Origin of the sequence: Saccharopolyspora hirsuta, assembly GCF_008630535.1 — a bacterium.
In the GTDB taxonomy this organism is placed as follows: Bacteria; Actinomycetota; Actinomycetes; order Mycobacteriales; family Pseudonocardiaceae; genus Saccharopolyspora; species Saccharopolyspora hirsuta.
In genome coordinates, this window is record NZ_VWPH01000014.1 from 26,188 (window position 1) to 43,535 (window position 17,348).

The 17,348-nt window shown below is 71.8% G+C and carries 19 protein-coding genes; 5 read left to right on the forward strand and 14 right to left on the reverse strand.

Annotated features, from left to right (window positions below):
• The first annotated feature begins 4 nt into the window (after positions 1 to 4).
• Together F1721_RS26870 and F1721_RS26875 are read left to right on the forward strand one after the other, a co-directional pair.
• Complete coding sequence (locus F1721_RS26870) at positions 5 to 2,359, forward strand: ADP-ribosylglycohydrolase family protein (RefSeq protein ID WP_150069590.1); 2,355 nt, start codon at positions 5 to 7, stop codon at positions 2,357 to 2,359.
• Positions 2,360 to 2,485: 126 nt separating this feature from the next.
• Entirely contained in the window at positions 2,486 to 3,262 is a 777-nt protein-coding gene (locus tag F1721_RS26875; protein WP_150069591.1) for an enoyl-CoA hydratase family protein, read from the forward strand.
• Between the two features lie 9 nt (positions 3,263 to 3,271).
• On the opposite strand, the gene F1721_RS26880 is transcribed toward F1721_RS26875, so the two are convergent.
• The 4 genes from F1721_RS26880 to F1721_RS26895 all read right to left on the reverse strand — a co-directional run bounded on the left by F1721_RS26880 (position 3,272) and on the right by F1721_RS26895 (position 4,982).
• A complete protein-coding gene (locus tag F1721_RS26880) occupies positions 3,272 to 3,832 on the reverse strand; it encodes a Uma2 family endonuclease (RefSeq protein ID WP_150069592.1) in 561 nt (186 codons plus the stop codon).
• A 63-nt stretch (positions 3,833 to 3,895) separates the two neighbouring features.
• Complete coding sequence (locus F1721_RS26885) at positions 3,896 to 4,264, reverse strand: barstar family protein (RefSeq protein WP_246155327.1); 369 nt, start codon at positions 4,262 to 4,264, stop codon at positions 3,896 to 3,898.
• Between the two features lie 50 nt (positions 4,265 to 4,314).
• The gene (locus tag F1721_RS26890) at positions 4,315 to 4,746 is read right to left on the reverse strand and encodes a guanyl-specific ribonuclease (RefSeq protein WP_150069594.1); all 432 of its coding nucleotides are present in this window, start codon (positions 4,744 to 4,746) and stop codon (positions 4,315 to 4,317) included.
• The gene (locus F1721_RS26895; protein WP_150069595.1) at positions 4,743 to 4,982 is read right to left on the reverse strand and encodes a hypothetical protein; all 240 of its coding nucleotides are present in this window, start codon (positions 4,980 to 4,982) and stop codon (positions 4,743 to 4,745) included. The genes F1721_RS26890 and F1721_RS26895 overlap by 4 nt, the downstream gene beginning before the upstream one ends.
• Positions 4,983 to 5,219: 237 nt before the next feature.
• On the opposite strand from F1721_RS26895, the gene F1721_RS26900 reads away from it, so the two are divergent.
• Positions 5,220 to 6,419 carry a cytochrome P450 gene (locus F1721_RS26900; protein ID WP_150069596.1) on the forward strand — a complete coding sequence of 400 codons (1,200 nt, stop codon included), beginning with the start codon at positions 5,220 to 5,222 and terminating at the stop codon, positions 6,417 to 6,419.
• Positions 6,420 to 6,453: 34 nt separating this feature from the next.
• Here the strand turns inward: F1721_RS26900 and mmsB are convergent, their stop codons facing one another.
• From mmsB to F1721_RS26920, 4 genes are all read right to left on the reverse strand, one after another.
• Positions 6,454 to 7,341 carry a 3-hydroxyisobutyrate dehydrogenase gene (gene mmsB / locus F1721_RS26905; protein WP_150069597.1) on the reverse strand — a complete coding sequence of 296 codons (888 nt, stop codon included), beginning with the start codon at positions 7,339 to 7,341 and terminating at the stop codon, positions 6,454 to 6,456.
• A 40-nt stretch (positions 7,342 to 7,381) separates the two neighbouring features.
• On the reverse strand, positions 7,382 to 8,416 hold the full coding sequence (locus F1721_RS26910) for an enoyl-CoA hydratase/isomerase family protein (RefSeq protein WP_150069598.1): 1,035 nt from the start codon (positions 8,414 to 8,416) through the stop codon (positions 7,382 to 7,384).
• Between the two features lie 127 nt (positions 8,417 to 8,543).
• A complete protein-coding gene (locus F1721_RS26915; protein WP_150069599.1) occupies positions 8,544 to 9,713 on the reverse strand; it encodes an isobutyryl-CoA dehydrogenase in 1,170 nt (389 codons plus the stop codon).
• A gap of 73 nt (positions 9,714 to 9,786) precedes the next feature.
• Positions 9,787 to 11,286 carry a CoA-acylating methylmalonate-semialdehyde dehydrogenase gene (locus F1721_RS26920; RefSeq protein ID WP_150069600.1) on the reverse strand — a complete coding sequence of 500 codons (1,500 nt, stop codon included), beginning with the start codon at positions 11,284 to 11,286 and terminating at the stop codon, positions 9,787 to 9,789.
• A gap of 210 nt (positions 11,287 to 11,496) precedes the next feature.
• Here F1721_RS26920 and F1721_RS26925 point away from each other — a divergent pair, with 210 nt between their 5' ends.
• Positions 11,497 to 12,057: an HD domain-containing protein gene (locus tag F1721_RS26925; RefSeq protein ID WP_150069601.1), complete on the forward strand. Its 561-nt coding sequence runs from the start codon at positions 11,497 to 11,499 to the stop codon at positions 12,055 to 12,057.
• A gap of 45 nt (positions 12,058 to 12,102) precedes the next feature.
• On the opposite strand, the gene F1721_RS26930 is transcribed toward F1721_RS26925, so the two are convergent.
• Positions 12,103 to 12,546: an NUDIX domain-containing protein gene (locus F1721_RS26930; protein ID WP_150069602.1), complete on the reverse strand. Its 444-nt coding sequence runs from the start codon at positions 12,544 to 12,546 to the stop codon at positions 12,103 to 12,105.
• A gap of 50 nt (positions 12,547 to 12,596) precedes the next feature.
• Positions 12,597 to 12,884, reverse strand: coding sequence for an ArsR/SmtB family transcription factor (locus tag F1721_RS26935; protein ID WP_150069603.1), 288 nt, complete (start codon positions 12,882 to 12,884; stop codon positions 12,597 to 12,599).
• Positions 12,885 to 12,950: 66 nt separating this feature from the next.
• Here F1721_RS26935 and F1721_RS26940 point away from each other — a divergent pair, with 66 nt between their 5' ends.
• Positions 12,951 to 13,388, forward strand: a complete 438-nt coding sequence (locus F1721_RS26940; RefSeq protein WP_246155328.1) for a VOC family protein — start codon at positions 12,951 to 12,953, stop codon at positions 13,386 to 13,388.
• Positions 13,389 to 13,421: 33 nt separating this feature from the next.
• On the opposite strand, the gene F1721_RS26945 is transcribed toward F1721_RS26940, so the two are convergent.
• Genes F1721_RS26945 through F1721_RS26960 form a run of 4 tightly spaced genes read right to left on the reverse strand, consistent with a single transcriptional unit; the run spans position 13,422 to position 17,220 of the window.
• On the reverse strand, positions 13,422 to 13,883 hold the full coding sequence (locus F1721_RS26945; RefSeq protein ID WP_150069605.1) for a ribose-5-phosphate isomerase: 462 nt from the start codon (positions 13,881 to 13,883) through the stop codon (positions 13,422 to 13,424).
• Positions 13,883 to 15,562, reverse strand: a complete 1,680-nt coding sequence (locus F1721_RS26950; protein ID WP_150069606.1) for a dihydroxyacetone kinase family protein — start codon at positions 15,560 to 15,562, stop codon at positions 13,883 to 13,885. The genes F1721_RS26945 and F1721_RS26950 overlap by 1 nt, the downstream gene beginning before the upstream one ends.
• 40 nt (positions 15,563 to 15,602) lie before the next feature.
• Complete coding sequence (locus tag F1721_RS26955) at positions 15,603 to 16,364, reverse strand: SDR family NAD(P)-dependent oxidoreductase (RefSeq protein WP_150069607.1); 762 nt, start codon at positions 16,362 to 16,364, stop codon at positions 15,603 to 15,605.
• 31 nt (positions 16,365 to 16,395) lie between these two features.
• A complete protein-coding gene (locus F1721_RS26960; protein WP_150069608.1) occupies positions 16,396 to 17,220 on the reverse strand; it encodes a sugar phosphate isomerase/epimerase family protein in 825 nt (274 codons plus the stop codon).
• Positions 17,221 to 17,348 lie beyond the last annotated feature (128 nt).

Below are 17,348 nucleotides of genomic sequence, written 5' to 3' on the forward strand. Positions count from 1 at the left end.
CCGCGTGGACGAATCCCGGTTGGACGACTCCGAACGAGCACTGCTGGCCGCCTGGCGCGCGGCCCGCGCGGCGGACCGCCGCGACCCGGTGGAACAGCGGCTGCTGGAGACCTGGCGGCGGTGGCGGGAACGGCCCGCCACCCGACCGCTGTGGGCGGCGGCCCTGCAGCACCGGCTCGGCGCGGAGTCGCCACCGGTACCGGCCACCGGGCTGGCCGACCGGGACGGCCCGATCCCCGAAGCCCCCGGCCGCGTCCTCGGCATGCTGCTGGGCGGCGCGGTCGGCGAGTTCGTCGCCCTCGGCGAAGTCGGGCAGCGCACCAGCGCGCTGCTCTTCGCGCTGGAAGGCCTGATCCGCGCGCACACGCAGGCGCGCGCGTCCGGCGACGGCGATCCGGTCCGCTTCGCGCTCAGCGGTCTGCGCCGCTGGATGCACACCCGCGGCGTCCCGTGGCAGGACTGCGGGACCGACACCGCGCACCCCAACGGCTGGCTGGTGCGGGAAAGGCTGCTGCACTCCCCGCGCACCGACGAGCCGACGATGCTCACCGCGCTGGCGCGGATCGCCGCCGGTCAAGCCCCCGGGTCGCGGAAGCAGCCGATCAACAGCTCCGACGCCGCCACCGCCGTGCCGCTGGGCGCGCTCGCGGCGCTGTGGTCGGGCGATCCCGGCACCGTCTTCGCTCTCGGCGGCGACCTCGCCGCGCTCACCCACGGGCACGTCAACGGGCACAGCCCGGCCAGCGTCCTCGGCACCGCGATGCTGTGGCTGCTGCGCGGCAATCCGCTGGAAACCTCGCTGCGGCAGAGCATCTCGGGGTGGCAGTCGGCCCGCACCACCTTCGCGCACGCGCTGCGGCTCGGTCGCCTCAGCCCGGCCGGAGCCCACCCCGGCCCGGCCAACCTCGACGCGATGCAACCCGGGCGCAGCGGCCTGGCCGCCCTGGCGGTCGCGATGCGCGTGGCCGTGGCGTGCGAGGACGACTTCGCCGCCGCCGTCCGCGCCGCCAGCGCCCACACCGCCAGCTCCGCGATGCTGTGCGGGCAGCTGCTCGGCGCGCTGCGCGGCCCGACGGCGATCCCCGCCGAACTGCTCGACGAGCTGCCGATCACCGCCCTGGTCGAGCGGATCGCCACCGACGCGGCGGCGGAGTTCGGCCCCTACCCGGACGAGTCCGACGGCTGGGAGCGCCGCTACCCGACCACCGACGCCGCCGAACCGGCACCGTCCACAACCGACTACCGCACCGGGCTGACCGCGGTCCCCCGCCTGGCCGCGTCCCGCGACCGGTTCCTGGGCGCGGTGCTCGGCTGCGCGGTCGGGGAAGCCCTCGGCATCCCGGTGGCCGCGGACAGCTGGGACGAGATCCGGTCCCGGCACGGGTCGGACGGCCTGACCGACTACATCCCCGCCGGTCACCCCTCCGGCCGCCTCGGCAGCGACACCCAGCTGCTGCTGTTCTCGCTGGAGGGCACCATCCGGGCCAACATCAGCCGCCGCACCACCGGCACCACCGACCCGACCCGGCACATCCAGCACGCCTACCAGCGCTGGCTGCACACCCAGCACCTGAGCTGGCCGCGCGCAGCGGGCGAGTTCCTGGCCACCACGCCCGAACCGGACGGCTGGCTGGTGAAGCAGCGGGCCCTGTTCCAGACCCGCAACCCGGGCCGGACGATGATGCGCACGCTGATCGCCTTCGCCAAGGGCCAGCAGCCGATGGGCACCCCGGAGCAACCGGCCAGCGACTCGTCGGGCAGCAGCGCGATCATGCGCGCGGTACCGGCGGCGCTGTGGAGCAGCGACCCGGCCGAGGTGTTCGACGTCGGGATGCGCACCGCGGCGCTGACCCACGGCCACCCGACGGCCCTGCTGAGCGCGGGCGCGCTGGCCTTCCTGGTGTCCCGGCTGCTCGCCGGTGAACCGCTGGCCACCGCCGTGGACGAGGTGCTGGGCCAGCTCGCCCCGCACTCCGGGCACGAGGAGGTCACCCGCCGGATCGGCGCGGCGGTCCGGCTGTCCCGCGAGGGCCGCGTGCCGCCCGCCGACCTGGAGCGCAGCCTCGGAACCGGCTCGACCGCGGCGGAATCCCTGGCCATCGGCCTGCACGCGGCGCTGATCAGCGACGGGGACTTCGACGCCGCGCTGCCGGTGGCGGTCAACCACTCCGGCAACAGCGCGACCACCGGAGCGGTCTGCGGCAGCCTGGTCGGCGCGGTGGCCGGTGCGCGGCGCATCCCGGAGCGCTGGACGGCGGAGCTGGAGCTGCACGAGGTGATCGAACGCCTCGCCCTCGACGCGGTCCTGGAGTTCGGCCCCCGACCCCCGGCCTGGTCCGACCGCTACCCCCCGACCTGATCCGCAGTTTCAATTGAAACTGCGGATCCCCCGCACGTCGGATCGCAGTTTCAGTTGAAACTGCGCTCACGGGGTGGGACGTGGATCACTGGCTCGGTCGTGGTCAGCGCGGTTAACGTGCCTGTCATGGATGAACTCGTGCACCTGGCGGTGGCCGACGGCGTCGCCACGATCACCCTGGACTCGCCGCGCAACCGCAACGCCCTCTCCGCCCAGCTGCGGCGGGAGCTGCGGGCGCACCTGACGACCGCGCTCGCCGACGACGCGGTGCGGGTGATCGTCCTGGACCACACCGGCACCGTGTTCTGCGCCGGGATGGACCTCAAGGAGTCGCGCTCGGCCGACGCCGAGAACCAGGGCGTGCAGGAGTTCCCGGCGATCCTGGAGCAGATCTGGACCAGCCCGAAGCCGATCGTGGCCAAGCTGGCCGGACCGGCCCGCGCCGGTGGGGTGGGCATCATCGCGGCCTGCGACATCGCCGTCGCGGTGGACACCGCCACGTTCGCCTTCTCCGAGGTGCGCATCGGCGTGGTGCCCGCGGTGATCTCGGTGACCGTGCTGCCGCGGCTGACCGCCCGCCGGGCGCACGAGCTGTTCCTCACCGGCGAGACCTTCGACGCCCGCCGCGCCGCCGAGATCGGCCTGATCAACTCCGCGGTCCCCGCCGACGACCTGGACGCGGAGGTCAAGCGCTACGCGGACATGCTCGCCCTCGGCGCCCCGAAGGCCCTGGCGGCGACCAAGGAGATGCTGACCGCCCAGCGCCCGGCGGCCATGGACGAGGCCTTCAAGCAGATGCTCGAGCTCTCCGCCGAGCACTTCGCGGGCGAAGAGGGCCAGGAAGGGATGCGGGCCTTCGCCGAGAAGCGCAAGCCCTCCTGGGTCCCCGAAGCCCTGAAGTGACCTGATCCCTCAGGCGCCTTCGCCACTGATCCGTTCCCGCCACGGTCCATCGGCGAACAACCAGTGCGGCACGAGCCGGAGCGGAAACGGAAAGTCCGTGGCGAAGGCGTCCTCCCCGGCGATCTGCTGAACGTGCCGGTACTCGCCGTCGTCAAGCCGGAACTCGTCGATGGCGGGCCAGTGCTTGTCCGGACCGATGATCCAGTACGCCGGAATCCCGAACTCGGCGTACTCGAAGAACTTCTGGCGGTAGTCACGAGCCGCGGTTTCCGCCGAAGCCACCTCGACCGCGAGCAGCGGCGGGCTGGCCAGCCACGGCTCAGCCCACGCGTCACGGCTGAACACGGTGAGATCCGGTCGTCGGCAATGGGTTCGTTCGTCGTTGAAGATGACGACCGGCGCAAAGAGCACCTCGAGCCCGCGTGGTGCCCGCAGCCCAACCGCGTAAGCAAGTCTGCTGACCGCCCGGGCGTGCCAGAGGACCTGCGGATGTGACAGCTCGACTCGTCCGCCAACGAGCTCGTACCGACCGACGTCAGGCGGAAGCAGCGCCATGTCGTCGACGGTCATCAACCTGTCCGGCTGTTTCACAGCAGCCAGTATTGCGACCAGCGCGGTTTCCCGATCGGGCGATCAATCCCTGGTCAGGACCGAGGTGAAGGTGCGGCCGCAGATCGGGTGCTCCGCCGCGTCGCGCAGGACCGCGTTGATCCGGCTGAACGCCTTCGGGTCGTGCTCGGCCAGGGCCTGGAACCCCGACCAGATCAGCACGTGCTCGCCCTCGTCCAGCCAGGACAGGTCGGTCAGGCAGTCGTAGAGGGCGTCCAGGTTGCGGCCCGTCCACTCCGGGAAGTTCAGCACCGCCGCGATGCCCTCGAGCGTGGTGCGCTTGCTGATCAGGTCCGAACCGTCGAGGACGTGCGCGGTCGCCCCGCGCTGCTCAGCTTCCCGGACGGCCTCGCGCGCCGTGATGTCGGCGGAGGGGTGTTCCACCTCGCTCACCGGCTGCTCCTTCCGCACCCTGCTGGCCCATTTAGTCGCAAACATCGCACTCAACCCGTGGTGTCGACAACCACGAAGGACTCGTAGTGATCGCTGGTGTAGTAAAGCTCAGAACGGTCACCGGTGACCAGCCGTCGGGCGCCGCGGTCGCGGGATCCCGGCGTCGGCACGGTGTACTCGTGGTAGTAGCCCGCCTTCTGCTCGGGCAGGATGCCCTCCCGGTTGCCGAACACCGTGCCGTCCTTCTGCGGGTACGGGAACGGTCCGTTGCTCTGGATGAGCTTCCAAGTCTTGCCGACCTCCGGGGGGAGCGCGGACAGCTCCTCGACCGGCAGGCCGGATTCGGCGCCGGGAACGGCCGCGGCCGGCTGGCTGCCGGTGGGCGCGGTGTCGGTGACGGCGTAGTCGCGGACGAACCAGCCGATGACGACCAGGGCGATGAGCCCGATCAGCGCCGTCGAGATGCGCTTGCGCGAGGTCACGCCGTCTCCTTCCGACCCCGGGCGGGTTCGCCATCGCGGCGGCCGACCGGGGGTTCGGCATCGCGCACGCGGGTGAGCTTCGCGCCGAGACCGTCGATGCCGCGATCGATCACGCGGGCCAGGCCCCAGCACAGCGGCAGCAGCACGGCGAAGACCAGTGTCACCTGCAGCGGGTAGGGCAGCTGCACGAGCCACAGCTCGACGCCGTCGTACCACTCGACAAGCCACTCCAACACAAGGCGCCAGGGTACGCCCGGCTCGGCGGACCGCTGCGCCACCCCGCCCTCTTCCACCGCGCCGGGTTCGCCGGTTTCGCGAAGAGCACGTCAGAGCGCCGAACAACGCCCCCGGACCAGCACGATGCCATCGTGCGCCGCAATGACTTGTTTTGGCATCAATGTGGTGCCATTCTTGTGCCACGCGGGACCGGCGCGGGGTCGGCCCCGAGAAGTCCGCAAGCGGAGGGGAAATCCATGACGACGACGCTCGCCGAGCGGTGGGGCATCGACCCGCAGCGGTTCTGGATGCACGGGCGGCAGCCGGAGCAGCCGGTGCGGTTCGACGGGTCGAGGCAGCTGTGGGCCGTCTCCGGCTACCTGGAGGCCGTCCAGGTCATCGGCGACCCGCAGGGGTTCTCCTCGAACCTCGTGCCGCTGCTGCCGGTGGATCCGGACCCGGCGCTCACCGACGGCAACCTGATCCAGATGGACCCGCCGGACCACCGCGAGCTGCGCGGCCTGGTCAGCCACGCCTTCACGCGCAAGGTGGTGGCCGACCTCGAACCGCGGATCGCCGAGGTCACCCGCGAACTGCTCGACGAGTTCGCCGGGCAGGAGCGGTTCGACCTGATCACCGGGCTCGCCTACCCGCTACCGGTGATCGTCATAGCCGAGCTGCTGGGCGTGCCCGGCAGCGACCGGCAGCTGTTCAAGGAGTGGGCGGACGCGCTGTTCACCAACCAGTCCGCGCTCTCGCTGGCCGAGGACGACCTCGCGGAGCAGCAAGCCGGTCTGGCCGACCAGGCGCAACCGGCGCAGGAGATGGGCGAGTACGTCCTGGCGCACGCCGCCGAGCGGCGGCGCAAGCCCCGGGCGGACCTGCTGACCAAGCTGGTCGAAGCGGAGGTCGACGGCAAGCAGCTCACCGACGCCCAGCTGGTCAACTTCGCGAGCCTGCTGCTGCTCGCCGGGCACATCACCACCACGATGCTGCTGGGCAACACCGTGCTCTGCCTGGACGCCCACCCGGAACAGCAGTCCCTGGTGCGGGCGAACCGCGCGCTGGTGCCCGGCGCGATCGAGGAGTCGGTGCGCTTCATGACCCCGTTCACCGCGCTCTACCGGGCGACCACCACCGAGGTGGAGATCGGCGGTCGGCGGATCCCGGAGAAGCAGGTCGTCACCGTGCAGCTGGCGGCGGCGAACCGGGACGCGCGCCAGTGGGCCGACCCGATGACCTTCGACGTCACCCGCGACCCGAACCCGCACCTGGGCTTCGGCCGCGGCATCCACTTCTGCCTGGGTGCCCCGCTGGCCCGCCTGGAGGGCCGCGTCGCGCTGAACATCCTGCTGGACCGGTTCCCGGTGCTGCGCACCGATCCGGCGACGCGGCCGCAGTTCATGCCGTCGCCGGATTCGATGGGCGTCAGCGAACTGCCGCTGCTGACCTCGTGAGCGGTCCGGGCACCCCGGACCGCTCACGACGGGTTCAGTCGCCGGAGTGCTCCCGGACCGACTTGATGATGGCGCCGAAGTCCAGGTTCCCGCCGCCCTCCTCGTTGAACCGCTGGTAGAGCTCGGTGGCCAGGCGACCGATCGCGATGTCGGTGCCGCTCTGCTCGGCCGCCGAGGTGGCCAACCGCAGGTCCTTGAGCATCAGCGCGGCGGCGAAGCCGGGCTCGTAGTCGTGGTTGGCGCGGCTGGTCTCCACCAGGTCCGGCACCGGGCAGTTCGTGGTCAGCGCCCAGCACTGGCCGGTGGAGATCGACGCCACGTCGTAGAGCGCCTGGTGCGACAGCCCCAGCCGCTCGCCGAGCACGAAGGCCTCGCTGACCGCGACCATCGAGGCGCCGAGGATGAGGTTGTTGCACATCTTGGTGACCTGGCCGTTGCCCGGCCCGCCGCAGTGGATCACCTTGCGCGCCATCGGTTCCAGCAGCGGTTCGGCCCGGTGGAAGTCCTCCTCGGAGCCGCCGACCATGAAGGTCAGCGTCCCCGCCTCGGCACCGGCCGTACCGCCGGACACCGGGGCGTCCACCGAGCCGAACCCGGCCTGCTCGGCCCGCTCGTGCGCCGCCCGCGCGTCGGCCACGTCCACAGTGGACGAGTCGACCAGCAGCGCGCCGGGCTTGGCCGCGGCCAGCACCTCGTCGTAGCACTCCAGCACGTGCTTGCCGCTGGGCAGCATGGTGATCACCGCATCGGCACCGGCGACCGCGTCGGCCACCGACCCGACGGTGGTCACGCCGTGCCGGGCGGCGACCTCCAGCGCAGCCGGGATCAGGTCGTAGCCCTGCACGGTGTGCCCGGCCTTGACGAGGTTCGCCGACATCGGACCGCCCATGTGGCCCAGCCCGATGAAACCGATGACAGCCATTGTCACAACCTTTCTGCGCTGGAACTTCGGAGTCGCCAGGTCAGCCGAACAGCGTCGGCTCGTCCGCGGCCGGGGCGAAGAACTCCGCCACCCGCGCGTCGTCCACTTCGGACAGCGCGGCGGGCGACCACCGCGGGTTGCGGTCCTTGTCGACCAGGGTCGCCCGCACCCCCTCGACGAAGTCGCCGATCCGCACGCAGGCCATGGCCAGCCGGTACTCCTGCGTCAGCGCCTCCTCCAGCGAGGAGTAATCGCTGCGCAGCGCCTTGAGCGTGACCTTCAGCGAGGTCGGCGACTTCTGCTCGATCACCTCGGCGGCCTCACCCGCCGCAGCTTCCGGCCGCTCGCGCAGCCGCCGCAGGGCCTCCTCGACGCTGTCGGCGGAGTAGGCGGCGTCGATCCACTCCCGCTGCGCGGCCAGCGGCGCCTCCGGGGTGGGCTCGGCGAACTTGCGCAGCACCTCGTCCACCTGGCCACCGGCCAGCGCGTCGATCAGCCCGGGCAGGTTGGCGCTGTCCACGAAGTGGTCGGCGATCCCGCAGTGCACCGCGTCCGCGCCGCCGATCGGGGTGCCGGTCAGCGCCAGGTGCGTGCCGAGCTCGCCGGGCGTGCGGGACAGCAGGTAGGTGCCGCCGACGTCCGGGATGAACCCGATGCCTACCTCCGGCATGCCGACCTTGGAGCGCTCGGTGACCACCCGGTGCGAGCCGTGCGCGGAGATGCCGACCCCGCCGCCCATGCAGATGCCGTCCATGATCCCCACGACCGGCTTCGGGTAGCCCGCCAGCGCGGAGTTGAGCCGGTACTCCTCGGTCCAGAAGGCGATGGGCAGCGACTCGTCACCGGCCTTGACCGCGTCGTGCAGCGCCCGGACGTCACCACCCGCGCACAGCCCGCGCTCGCCAGCGCCGTCGATCAGGACCGCCTTGATGTGCTCGGCGGTGCGCCACTGCTCGATGGCCTCGGTCATCGCCCGAACCATGCCCAGGGTCAACGAGTTGAGCGCCTTGGGCCGGTTGAGCGTGATCCGTCCGAGCGAACCCTGCTCGCGGACCAGGACCTCGGGCTCCGTCATATAGCGACTCCTGTGTCTCGTGCGCGCGGACCGCCGCGACTTCCATTGAAATCGCACGTCCGATTTCAACGGAAGTTGCGGATCCCCGGGCCGCGCCGGTGCACCGACCGTCCCCGGACCTCGGGGCTCACCCCGCCAGCAGGCTGCGGGAGACGATCAGGCGCATGATTTCGTTGGTGCCTTCCAGGATCTGATGCACCCGCAGGTCGCGGACGATCTTCTCCAGGCCGTACTCGGCAAGGTAGCCGTATCCACCGTGGATCTGAAGTGCTTCGTTGGCCACCGCGAACCCGGTGTCGGTGGCCAGCCGCTTGGCCATCGCGCACAACCGGGTGGCCGCCGGGTCCTGGGCGTCCAGCGCCGAGGCCGCCCGCCACAGCAGCAGCCGGGCGGCCTCCAGCTCGGTGGCCATGTCGGCGAGCTTGAACTGCAGCGCCTCGAACTCGCTGAGCTTGACCCCGAACGCGGTGCGTTCCCGCACGTAGCCGAGGCTCTTGTCGAGCGCGGCCTGCGCGCCGCCCAGCGAGCACGCGCCGATGCTGAGCCGACCGCCGTCCAGCCCGGCCATCGCGATCCGGAAGCCGATGCCCTCCTCGCCGAGCCGCTGGTCGGCGGGCACCCGGACACCGTCGAAGATCACCTGCCTGGTGGGCTGGGCGTTCCAGCCCATCTTCTTCTCGTTCGCCCCGAACGACAGCCCCGGCGCCCCGCCCTCGACGACGAAGGTGGAGATGCCCTTCGCGCCCTGCTCGCCGGTGCGGGCCATCACCACGTACACGTCCGAGCTGCCGCCGCCGGAGATGAACTGCTTGACCCCGGTGAGCACGTAGTCGTCGCCGTCGCGGACCGCCCGGGTCTGCAGCGCCGCCGCGTCCGAACCGGCACCCGGCTCGGTGAGGCAGTAGCTGGCCAGGCGCTCCATCGAGCACAGCTGCGGCAACCAGCGGGCGCGCTGCGCGTCGGTGCCGAAGCGGTCGATCATGCCCGCGCACATGTTGTGGATCGAGATGTAGGCGGCGATCGACGGGTCGCCGCCCGCCAGCGCCTCGAAGATCAGCGCCGAGTCGAACCGGCTGAGGCCGCTGCCGCCGACCGATTCGTCGACGTAGACCCCGCCCATGCCCAGCTCCCCGGCCAGCCGCAGCGTGTCGACCGGGAAGTGCTTGTCCTGGTCCCACTCGACGGCGTGCGGGGCGAGCTGCTCGGCGGCGAACTCCCGCGCGGCGTCCCGGATCGCGCGCTGGTCGTCGGTGAGCTCGAACGGCGACGCCGGGCCGGCTACCGCTGCAACGGACACGTCCACTCCTTCACGTTCGGCGGTCCCGCGCTGCACCGGTGGCGGCGCCCGCCCAGGACGCCGCCACCGGGGTTCAGTGCATGGTCGGGATGGTGAAGCTGGCACCTTCCTTCAGGCCGGAGGGCCAGCGCGAGGTGACCGTCTTGGTCTTGGTGTAGAAGCGGACCGAGTCCGGGCCGTGCTGGTTCAGGTCGCCGAACCCGGAGCGCTTCCAGCCGCCGAAGGTGTGGTAGGCGATCGGCACCGGGATCGGCACGTTCACCCCGACCATGCCGGTGTTGACGCGGGAGACGAACTCGCGGGCAGCGTCCCCGTCGCGGGTGAAGATCGCCACGCCGTTGCCGTACTCGTGCTCGCTGGGCAGCCGCAGCGCCTCGTCGTAGTCCGCGGCGCGCACCACCGACAGCACCGGGCCGAAGATCTCCTCGCGGTAGATCCGCATGTCCGGGGTGACGTGGTCGAACAGCGAGGCGCCGAGGAAGAACCCGTCCTCGTGCCCGGCCAGCCGGAAGTCGCGGCCGTCGACCAGCAGCTGCGCGCCCTCCTCGACGCCCACCCCGATCAGGTCCAGCACCCGCTGCCGGGCCTGCCCGGTGACCAGCGGGCCGAAGTCGGCGTCCTCGTCGAAGCTGGTGCCGATCTTGAGCTCGCCCACCCGCTCGACCAGCTTCTCCACCAGCGCGTTCGCGGTGGCCTCGCCGACCGGCACGGCCACCGAGATGGCCATGCAGCGCTCCCCCGCCGAGCCGTAGCCCGCGCCGATGAGCGCGTCGACGGCCTGGTCGAGGTCCGCGTCGGGCATCACGATCAGGTGGTTCTTGGCACCGCCGAAGCACTGCGCGCGCTTCCCGTGCGCCGCGGCGGTGGTGTAGATGTACTCGGCGATCGCCGACGAGCCGACGAACCCGACGGCCTGGACGCGCGGCTCGGTCAGGATCGCGTCCACCGCGGTCTTGTCCCCGTTGACCACGTTGAAGATCCCCGGCGGCAGCCCGGCCTCGATGAACAGCTCGGCCAGCCGCAGCGGCACCGAGGGGTCCCGCTCGGAGGGCTTGAGCACGAAGGCGTTGCCGCAGGCGATGGCCGGTGCGGCCTTCCACAGCGGGATCATCGCCGGGAAGTTGAACGGCGTGATACCGGCGACCACGCCCAGCGGCTGGCGCAACGAGTACACGTCGATGCCGGTGCCGACGCTCTCGCTGTACTCACCCTTGAGCAGGTGCGGGATGCCCACGGCGAACTCGACGACCTCCAGACCGCGCTGGATGTCGCCCTTGGCGTCGGCCACGGTCTTGCCGTGCTCGGAGGCCAGCAGCCGCGCCAGCGAGTCCATCTCCTCGTTGACCAGCTGCAGGAAGCGCATCAGCACCCGCGCCCGCTTCTGCGGGTTCTGCGCGGCCCAGGCCGGCTGCGCCTCGGCGGCGTTGTCCACCGCCGCCTCGACCTCCGCCGCGGACGCCAGCGGCACCCGGGCCTGCACCTGCCCGGTGTTGGGGTCGAACACGTCGCCGAAGGAACCCGAGGTCCCCGCGACGCGCTTGCCGCCGATGAAGTGCTCCAGCTCGTTGGTCATCTCGCAACGCACCTTCCGCCGTACCGGCCGGTAATTACTCGGAAGTCAAACATTTGGTACCTCAATCATTCCTGGAAAGCCACCGGCCGCAACAGGGTGGCAAGCATCACACTTTCGCCGGATTCCGGCCGCCCGCGCGCCCAGCGGGCCACGCAGCTCGCTCCAGTAACTTGGTCGCGGGTCACGGGCGAGGACCGAGGAGGACATGCCGTGCCGGACGACGCCGCAGCGCTCGCCGCCTTCGGGTACGAGCTCGGGGTGCTCAAGCGCATCCGCCGCGCGGGCTGGTGGCACGCGGGCGTGCGCGACCCCGAGTCGGTCGCCGAGCACAGCGCGCGGGTCGCGCAGCTGGCCGCGATCATCGCCGCCGAGGAGGGCGCCGATCCCGGCCGGGCCGCGCTGCTGGGGCTGTGGCACGACAGCCAGGAGACGCGGACCGGCGACCTGCCGCACACCGCGAACGGCTACCTCGCCAAACCCGAGCCCCGGCGGATCACCGCCGACCAGACCGAGGACCTGCCCGACCGGTCCCGGGGCATGATCCGCGGCGCTGTCGACGAGTACGAGTCGCGGCAGAGCCCCGAAGCGCTGTGCGCCAAGGACGCCGACAAGCTGGAGATGCTCCTGCAGGCCGTGGAGTACCGCGACATCGGCGTCCAGCGGGTCGACGCCTGGATCGACTCGGCCCGCGCCGGGCTCAAGACCGCGACGGCCCGGCGAATCGCCGAAGCAGCGGTCGCCTCGTCCCCGCTGGCCTGGCGCGATTCCTGACCGGCTGGGCCGATTTCGCGCGAAATCGCCGTTCCGCGCGGTCCGTCAGAGGACGGGCCCCAGGTGCTTCTCGAGGATCGCCGCGAGGTCGGGGCTGAGCGGGACCTCGTCGGCCTTCGCCACCCAGGTGTGGGCGTCGTGCTCGGTCAGGCGCACCTCTCCGACCGGTTCGACGCGGACCGACCAGGTGTGCTGGCGGTTGAAGCGACCGCTCGCAGTGGTGTAGTCGAAAGAGCCCAGGTAGTCGGCGATGCCGGTGATGCGGAGGCCGGTCTCCTCGCGGACCTCGCGGTGCAGCGCGGTGTTCAGGTCCTCGCCGGGGTCGACCTTGCCGCCGGGGAACTCCCACTCCCCGCCGCGGGAATCCCCCGCGCAGCGGCGGAGCAGCAGCACCCGCCCGTCGACGTCGACGAGCGCCGCGACGATCTGCTGTTCAACGCCGTCGGCGGCGTCCTGGCGGGCCAGGTCGGCCATCTCGGCCAAGTGCATGCGGACCGTCCTCCCGGGCTTTCGGACACGGTACCGCAGGGCGGACCCGGCTATTCCGCCGCGCAGAGCGCCGCGGACATCCGGCGCACCGCCTCCAGCGCGTCCGGGGCCAGCGAGTAGCAGATCTGCGTGCCGTCGCGGCGGGTGCGCACGAGCCCGGCCTCCCGGAGCGTGCGCAGGTGCCCGGAGATCGTCGGCTGGCTGACGCCGAAGTGCTCGGTGAAGTCGCAGGCGCAGATCTCGCCCTCCTGCCGCAGGCGCTCGAGCACGCCCAGGCGGATCGGGTGCCCCATCGCCCGGAACAGCGCGGCGGCTCGCGTCAGCTCGTCGTTGCCCACGCTGGCATTGTATCGGCATCTTCCTATACGTTGAGCATAGGCAAAACACTATATAGGAGGATGACGATGACGTCGGGCGTGAACGAGCTGGTCCTCGAGGTGGCCGACCTGGCCGCCGCCGAGCGCTTCTACACCGAGGTGCTCGGGTTTCCCGTCATCGAGCGCTGGCAGGGCGAGCACTGGCGGAACCGGGAAGCCGTCTGGGTGCTGGCCGGGGGTACCCGGATCGGTCTGTGGAAGCCCGCCCTCGGCATCGCCCGCGCCCGCGGCGGGGTGCACGTGCACTACGCGCTGTCGGTGAGCGACCAGGAGTACGACGCCGCGGTCGAGCGGATACGCGGTCTCGGCGTGCACGTCGACGAGGTCGAGTTCGGGCCGGGCAACGCGCGCTCGGCGTACGTCGCCGACCCGGACCACAACGTCGTCGAGTTCTGGACCTGGGACGTGACCGCGGGCAGCCCCGGTGCTCCGCGCGCGATCAGCGAAGGCGTCCCGGAGCTGTGATCCCGCGCTGATCGGCCGGTTCGCTCCGGCCGATCAGCACCCCTCGTACTCGCTGAGCACGGCGACCTTCGCGGCGGAGGGCGAGTTCGGGTCGAACCGGTGGCCCAGCCACTCCCGGACCAGGCGGCGGGCCAGCTCCAGGCCGATCACGCGCTGCCCGAGGCACAGCACCTGGGCGTTGTTGCTCAGCACCGACCGCTCCACGGAGAAGGTGTCGTGCGCGGTGACCGCGCGGATCCCCGCGACCTTGTTCGCGCTGATCGCCACCCCCAGCCCGGTTCCGCACACCAGCAGCGCCCTGTCGGCTTCGCCGCGCGCGACCTTCTCGGCGGCGGCGATGGCGATGCTCGGGTAAGCCGTCCCGTCGTCGCCGTTGACCCCCACGTCCACAACGGACTCGACGCGCGGGTCGGCGGCCAGGTCGGCCTTCAGGGCGTCCTTGTACTGCAGGCCCGCGTCGTCGGAGCCCACCACGATCCGGAACGGCTCGTCCATCAGTCCTCCAGCGCGTGTGCGATCGTCTCGGTGATCAGCGCGAACGAGACCGCACCGGCGTCCGGGGTGCCGATGCTGCGTTCGGCCAGCGGCCGGGCGCGGCCGACCTTGGGCGCGAGCGCCGCGGTGTCCGCAGCGGCCTGCCGGGCGACTTCCGCGGCCGCGCGCCAGGACCCGTCGAAGGCCTCGGCGAACGGCACGATCGCGTCGACCATCGTCTTGTCCCCGACCTGCGCGCCACCGGTGCGCTGGACGGCTTCGGCGAAGGCCGCGACGCCCGCGGCGATGTCGGAACCCGACGGCTCGCGGTCGTTGCCGAGGCATTCCGCGAAGGCGCGCAACCCGGTGCCCCACAGCACGCCGGAAGTGCCACCCGCCTTCGCCGCCCAGGCATCCCCGGCCGTGGCGAGCGCCGACTCCGCCCCGGCCCCGGCGGCGAACGCGGCGGCAGCAGCTTCGGCGGCAGCCGTCGCGCCCTTGACCATGCCCCGGCCGTGATCACCGTCGGCCGCCACCGCGTCGATGCGGCCGAGCTCGTCTTCCGCGGCGACGATCGCCTGCTGGACCTCGGCGAGCACGGACGCGATCGTCCCGGCGCACGCAACGGATTCCGGTGCGGCAGGCGGGTATTCGACGGCTTCGACCACGTCGTGCTCGACCTCGTGGGAGACCGCCTCGGCCGGACGCGGGCGCTTTCGGTAGGCGGGAGTGTCCACCGAGGCGCACCAGTAGCGCTCCAGCTGCTCGTCCAGCCAGACCAGGGTCAGCGAGATGCCCGCCATGTCCAGGCTGGTGACCAGCTCCCCGACCTCGGGTTCGACGGCCTCGATCCCCGCCGCGCGCAGCCGTTCGGCCACCCGCGCCCAGACCACGAACAGTTCCTCGTACTTGGTGGCACCCAAGCCGTTGAGGATCACGCCCGCACGCCGCCCCGCCTCTGCCGGGGCCTCCGCCAGCACCCCGTCGACCAGGGTGTCGGCCACCTCCGCCGCGCTCGGCATGTCCACATCGGACACCCCGGGCTCGCCGTGGATGCCCAGCCCCAGGCCCATCTTCCCGGCCGGGACGGTGAACAGCTTGTGGCCCTGGCCGGGCAGCGTGCAGCCGTCGAAGGCGATGCCGAGCGTCCGGGTGCGGTCGTTGGCGGCGCGGGCGACCTGCTCGACCTCGTCCAGCGAAGCGCCCTCCTCCGCCGCGGCGGAGGCGAGCTTGAACACCGCGAAGTCCCCGGCGATACCGCGCCGCTTCGACTCCTCGCCCTTCGGCGCGGAGGCCACGTCATCGGTGACGACCACCGTGCGGCAGTCGATGCCCTCCGCCCGCAGCCGCTCCTGGGCGGCGCCGAAGTTCATGTTGTCCCCGGCGTAGTTGCCGAAGCTGAACAGGACTCCGCCGCCGCGGTGCGCCGCCTTCGCCACGTCGTACGCCAGCTGCGCGGACGGCGAGGTGAAGATGTTGCCGACCACCGCGCCATCGCAGAAGCCCGGGCCGACCACGCCGCAGAACGCCGGGTAGTGCCCGGACCCGCCGCCCACCACCACGGCGACCTTGCCCGGCCGCCCCGGCGCGGAGCGGACCACGCCACCGGGCACCGCGCGGACGTAGTGCGGGTAGAGGTCGCAGAACCCCGCCATCGCGTCCTCGGTGAAGTCGGCCGGGTCGTTGAACAGACGTGTCATGACTCCTCGATGGGTCCACTTCGGATGGTCGCGCCGGACCTCACTGGATGTGCGAGCCGCCGTTGATGTCGAAGGTGGCGCCGGTGATGTAGCCGACCTGCTCACCGGCCAGGAAGGTGATGGTGGCGGCGACGTCCTCGGTGCGGCCGTTGCGGCCGACCGGGATGTCGGCGATCAGCGCCGCCTTGCGCTCGCCGGTCAGCGCGCCGCCGGTGATGTCGGTGTCGATCAGGCCCGGTGCGACCGCGTTCACCACCACGCCGTGCTGGCCGACCTCGCGGGCCAGCGCCCGGGTCAGCCCCAGCACCGCGGCCTTGGCCGCCGAGTAGTGCGAGCCGCCGAACACCCCGCCGCCGCGCTCCGCGCTGACCGAGGACAGGTTCACGATCCGGCCGTACCCGCGCTCGACCATGCCGGGCAGCACGCGGCGGGTGACCAGGTAGGTGCCGGTCACGTTGACCTTGAAGACCAGCTCCCACTCGTCCTGCTCGATGTCCAGGAACCGGGTGGGGCGGGTGATCCCGGCGTTGTTCACCAGCGCGCCGACCGCGGGCAGCTCGGAGTCCTCCAGCTGGCCGATGGCCCGGTCGACCGACTCTGCGTCGGTGACGTCGGCGGCCAAGCCGAGCGCCGGGACGTCGTGGCGCTCGGCGACCAGCTTCGCGGTGCTCTCGGCGGCGGCACCGTCGATGTCCAGCACTGCGACGGCGAAACCGGCCGCGGCCAGGTGCAGCGCGGTTTCCCGGCCGATGCCGCGTTCGGAACCGGCGCCGGTGATCACGGCGGTGCGGGTGGTGGACATGGATCTCTCCTCGTTCTCGGGGCTTGCGGGGTCAGGCGGCCAGGTGCGGGGCGATGAGGTCGACGGCCTGCGCGGCGACCGCTTCGCGGTCGGCTTCCGCCACGTCGTGGGTCTCCAGCTCGAGCACGTAGCGGCCCGCGTAGCCGTGTTCGCGCAGGGCCGCGATGACACCGGCGAAGTCCGCCCGGCCGCGCCCCAGGCTCAGGTTGATGTTGCCGGGCACGGCGTCGCGCAGGTGGACGTGCTCGATGCGGTCGGCGAAGTCGTGCACGAAGGCGACCTCGTCGATCTCGCCCGCGACGATGTGGCTGACGTCGAAGACGAACCCGGCCGACTCGGCCGGGACCCGCTCCAGCAGCGCCTCGGCACGTGCTCGGTCGTGGCAGAAGCGGAAGTGGTGCAGGCCCTCCACCAGCAGCCGGACACCGCGGGCGGCCGCCAGGTCGCCGAGCTTCCGCAGGCCGCGGGCCAGCCGGTCGAGGTCTGCCACCTCGTCGACGAACGGTTCGCGGGACTGCGCGCCGCAGGGCACGATGATCGCCGCGTCGAGGCGGGCGGCCAGCGCGATCAGCTCGCCACCGGCGGCTTCCAGGGCCGCGTCGTCGAGCGCCGGGTCGTTCATCGCCCCGGGGTCCACGTTGATCGCCCAGGTCCGCAGGTCGTGCTGGTCGAGCTCGCGCACGACGTCGTCGGCGCGGCCGTCGAGCGGGTGCGGGATGTGGTCGCAGACGCCCGGCAGGCCGCCCAGGTCGATGCCGGGCAGCCCGAGGCCGGAGATCGCGCGCAACGCCTCCGGCAGTGCTCGGTGCCGGAACGAGATCGTCGAACAGCCGATCTCCGCGATCTGACCCGTCAAGGTGACACCCCTTCCCCGCTGCTGGATGCGCACAGTTAACGCCGCCGCACTGCCGACTGTCAACAGTCGACCGTCGTTCGTTCGCCGATGGATTAGAGTGGGCGCGTCCGACGAACCAGGAAGGCGAG

Bases quoted from the DNA above. Each gene is read 5' to 3' on its own strand.
- F1721_RS26875 (WP_150069591.1), top strand. From the start codon at position 2,486: ATGGATGAACTCGTGCACCTGGCGGTGGCCGACGGCGTCGCCACGATC.
- F1721_RS26880 (WP_150069592.1), bottom strand. From the start codon at position 3,832: ATGACCGTCGACGACATGGCGCTGCTTCCGCCTGACGTCGGTCGGTAC.
- F1721_RS26900 (WP_150069596.1), top strand. From the start codon at position 5,220: ATGACGACGACGCTCGCCGAGCGGTGGGGCATCGACCCGCAGCGGTTC.
- mmsB (WP_150069597.1), bottom strand. From the start codon at position 7,341: ATGGCTGTCATCGGTTTCATCGGGCTGGGCCACATGGGCGGTCCGATG.
- F1721_RS26910 (WP_150069598.1), bottom strand. From the start codon at position 8,416: ATGACGGAGCCCGAGGTCCTGGTCCGCGAGCAGGGTTCGCTCGGACGG.
- F1721_RS26920 (WP_150069600.1), bottom strand. From the start codon at position 11,286: ATGACCAACGAGCTGGAGCACTTCATCGGCGGCAAGCGCGTCGCGGGG.
- F1721_RS26930 (WP_150069602.1), bottom strand. From the start codon at position 12,546: ATGCACTTGGCCGAGATGGCCGACCTGGCCCGCCAGGACGCCGCCGAC.
- F1721_RS26940 (WP_246155328.1), top strand. From the start codon at position 12,951: ATGACGTCGGGCGTGAACGAGCTGGTCCTCGAGGTGGCCGACCTGGCC.
- F1721_RS26945 (WP_150069605.1), bottom strand. From the start codon at position 13,883: ATGGACGAGCCGTTCCGGATCGTGGTGGGCTCCGACGACGCGGGCCTG.
- F1721_RS26950 (WP_150069606.1), bottom strand. From the start codon at position 15,562: ATGACACGTCTGTTCAACGACCCGGCCGACTTCACCGAGGACGCGATG.
- F1721_RS26955 (WP_150069607.1), bottom strand. From the start codon at position 16,364: ATGTCCACCACCCGCACCGCCGTGATCACCGGCGCCGGTTCCGAACGC.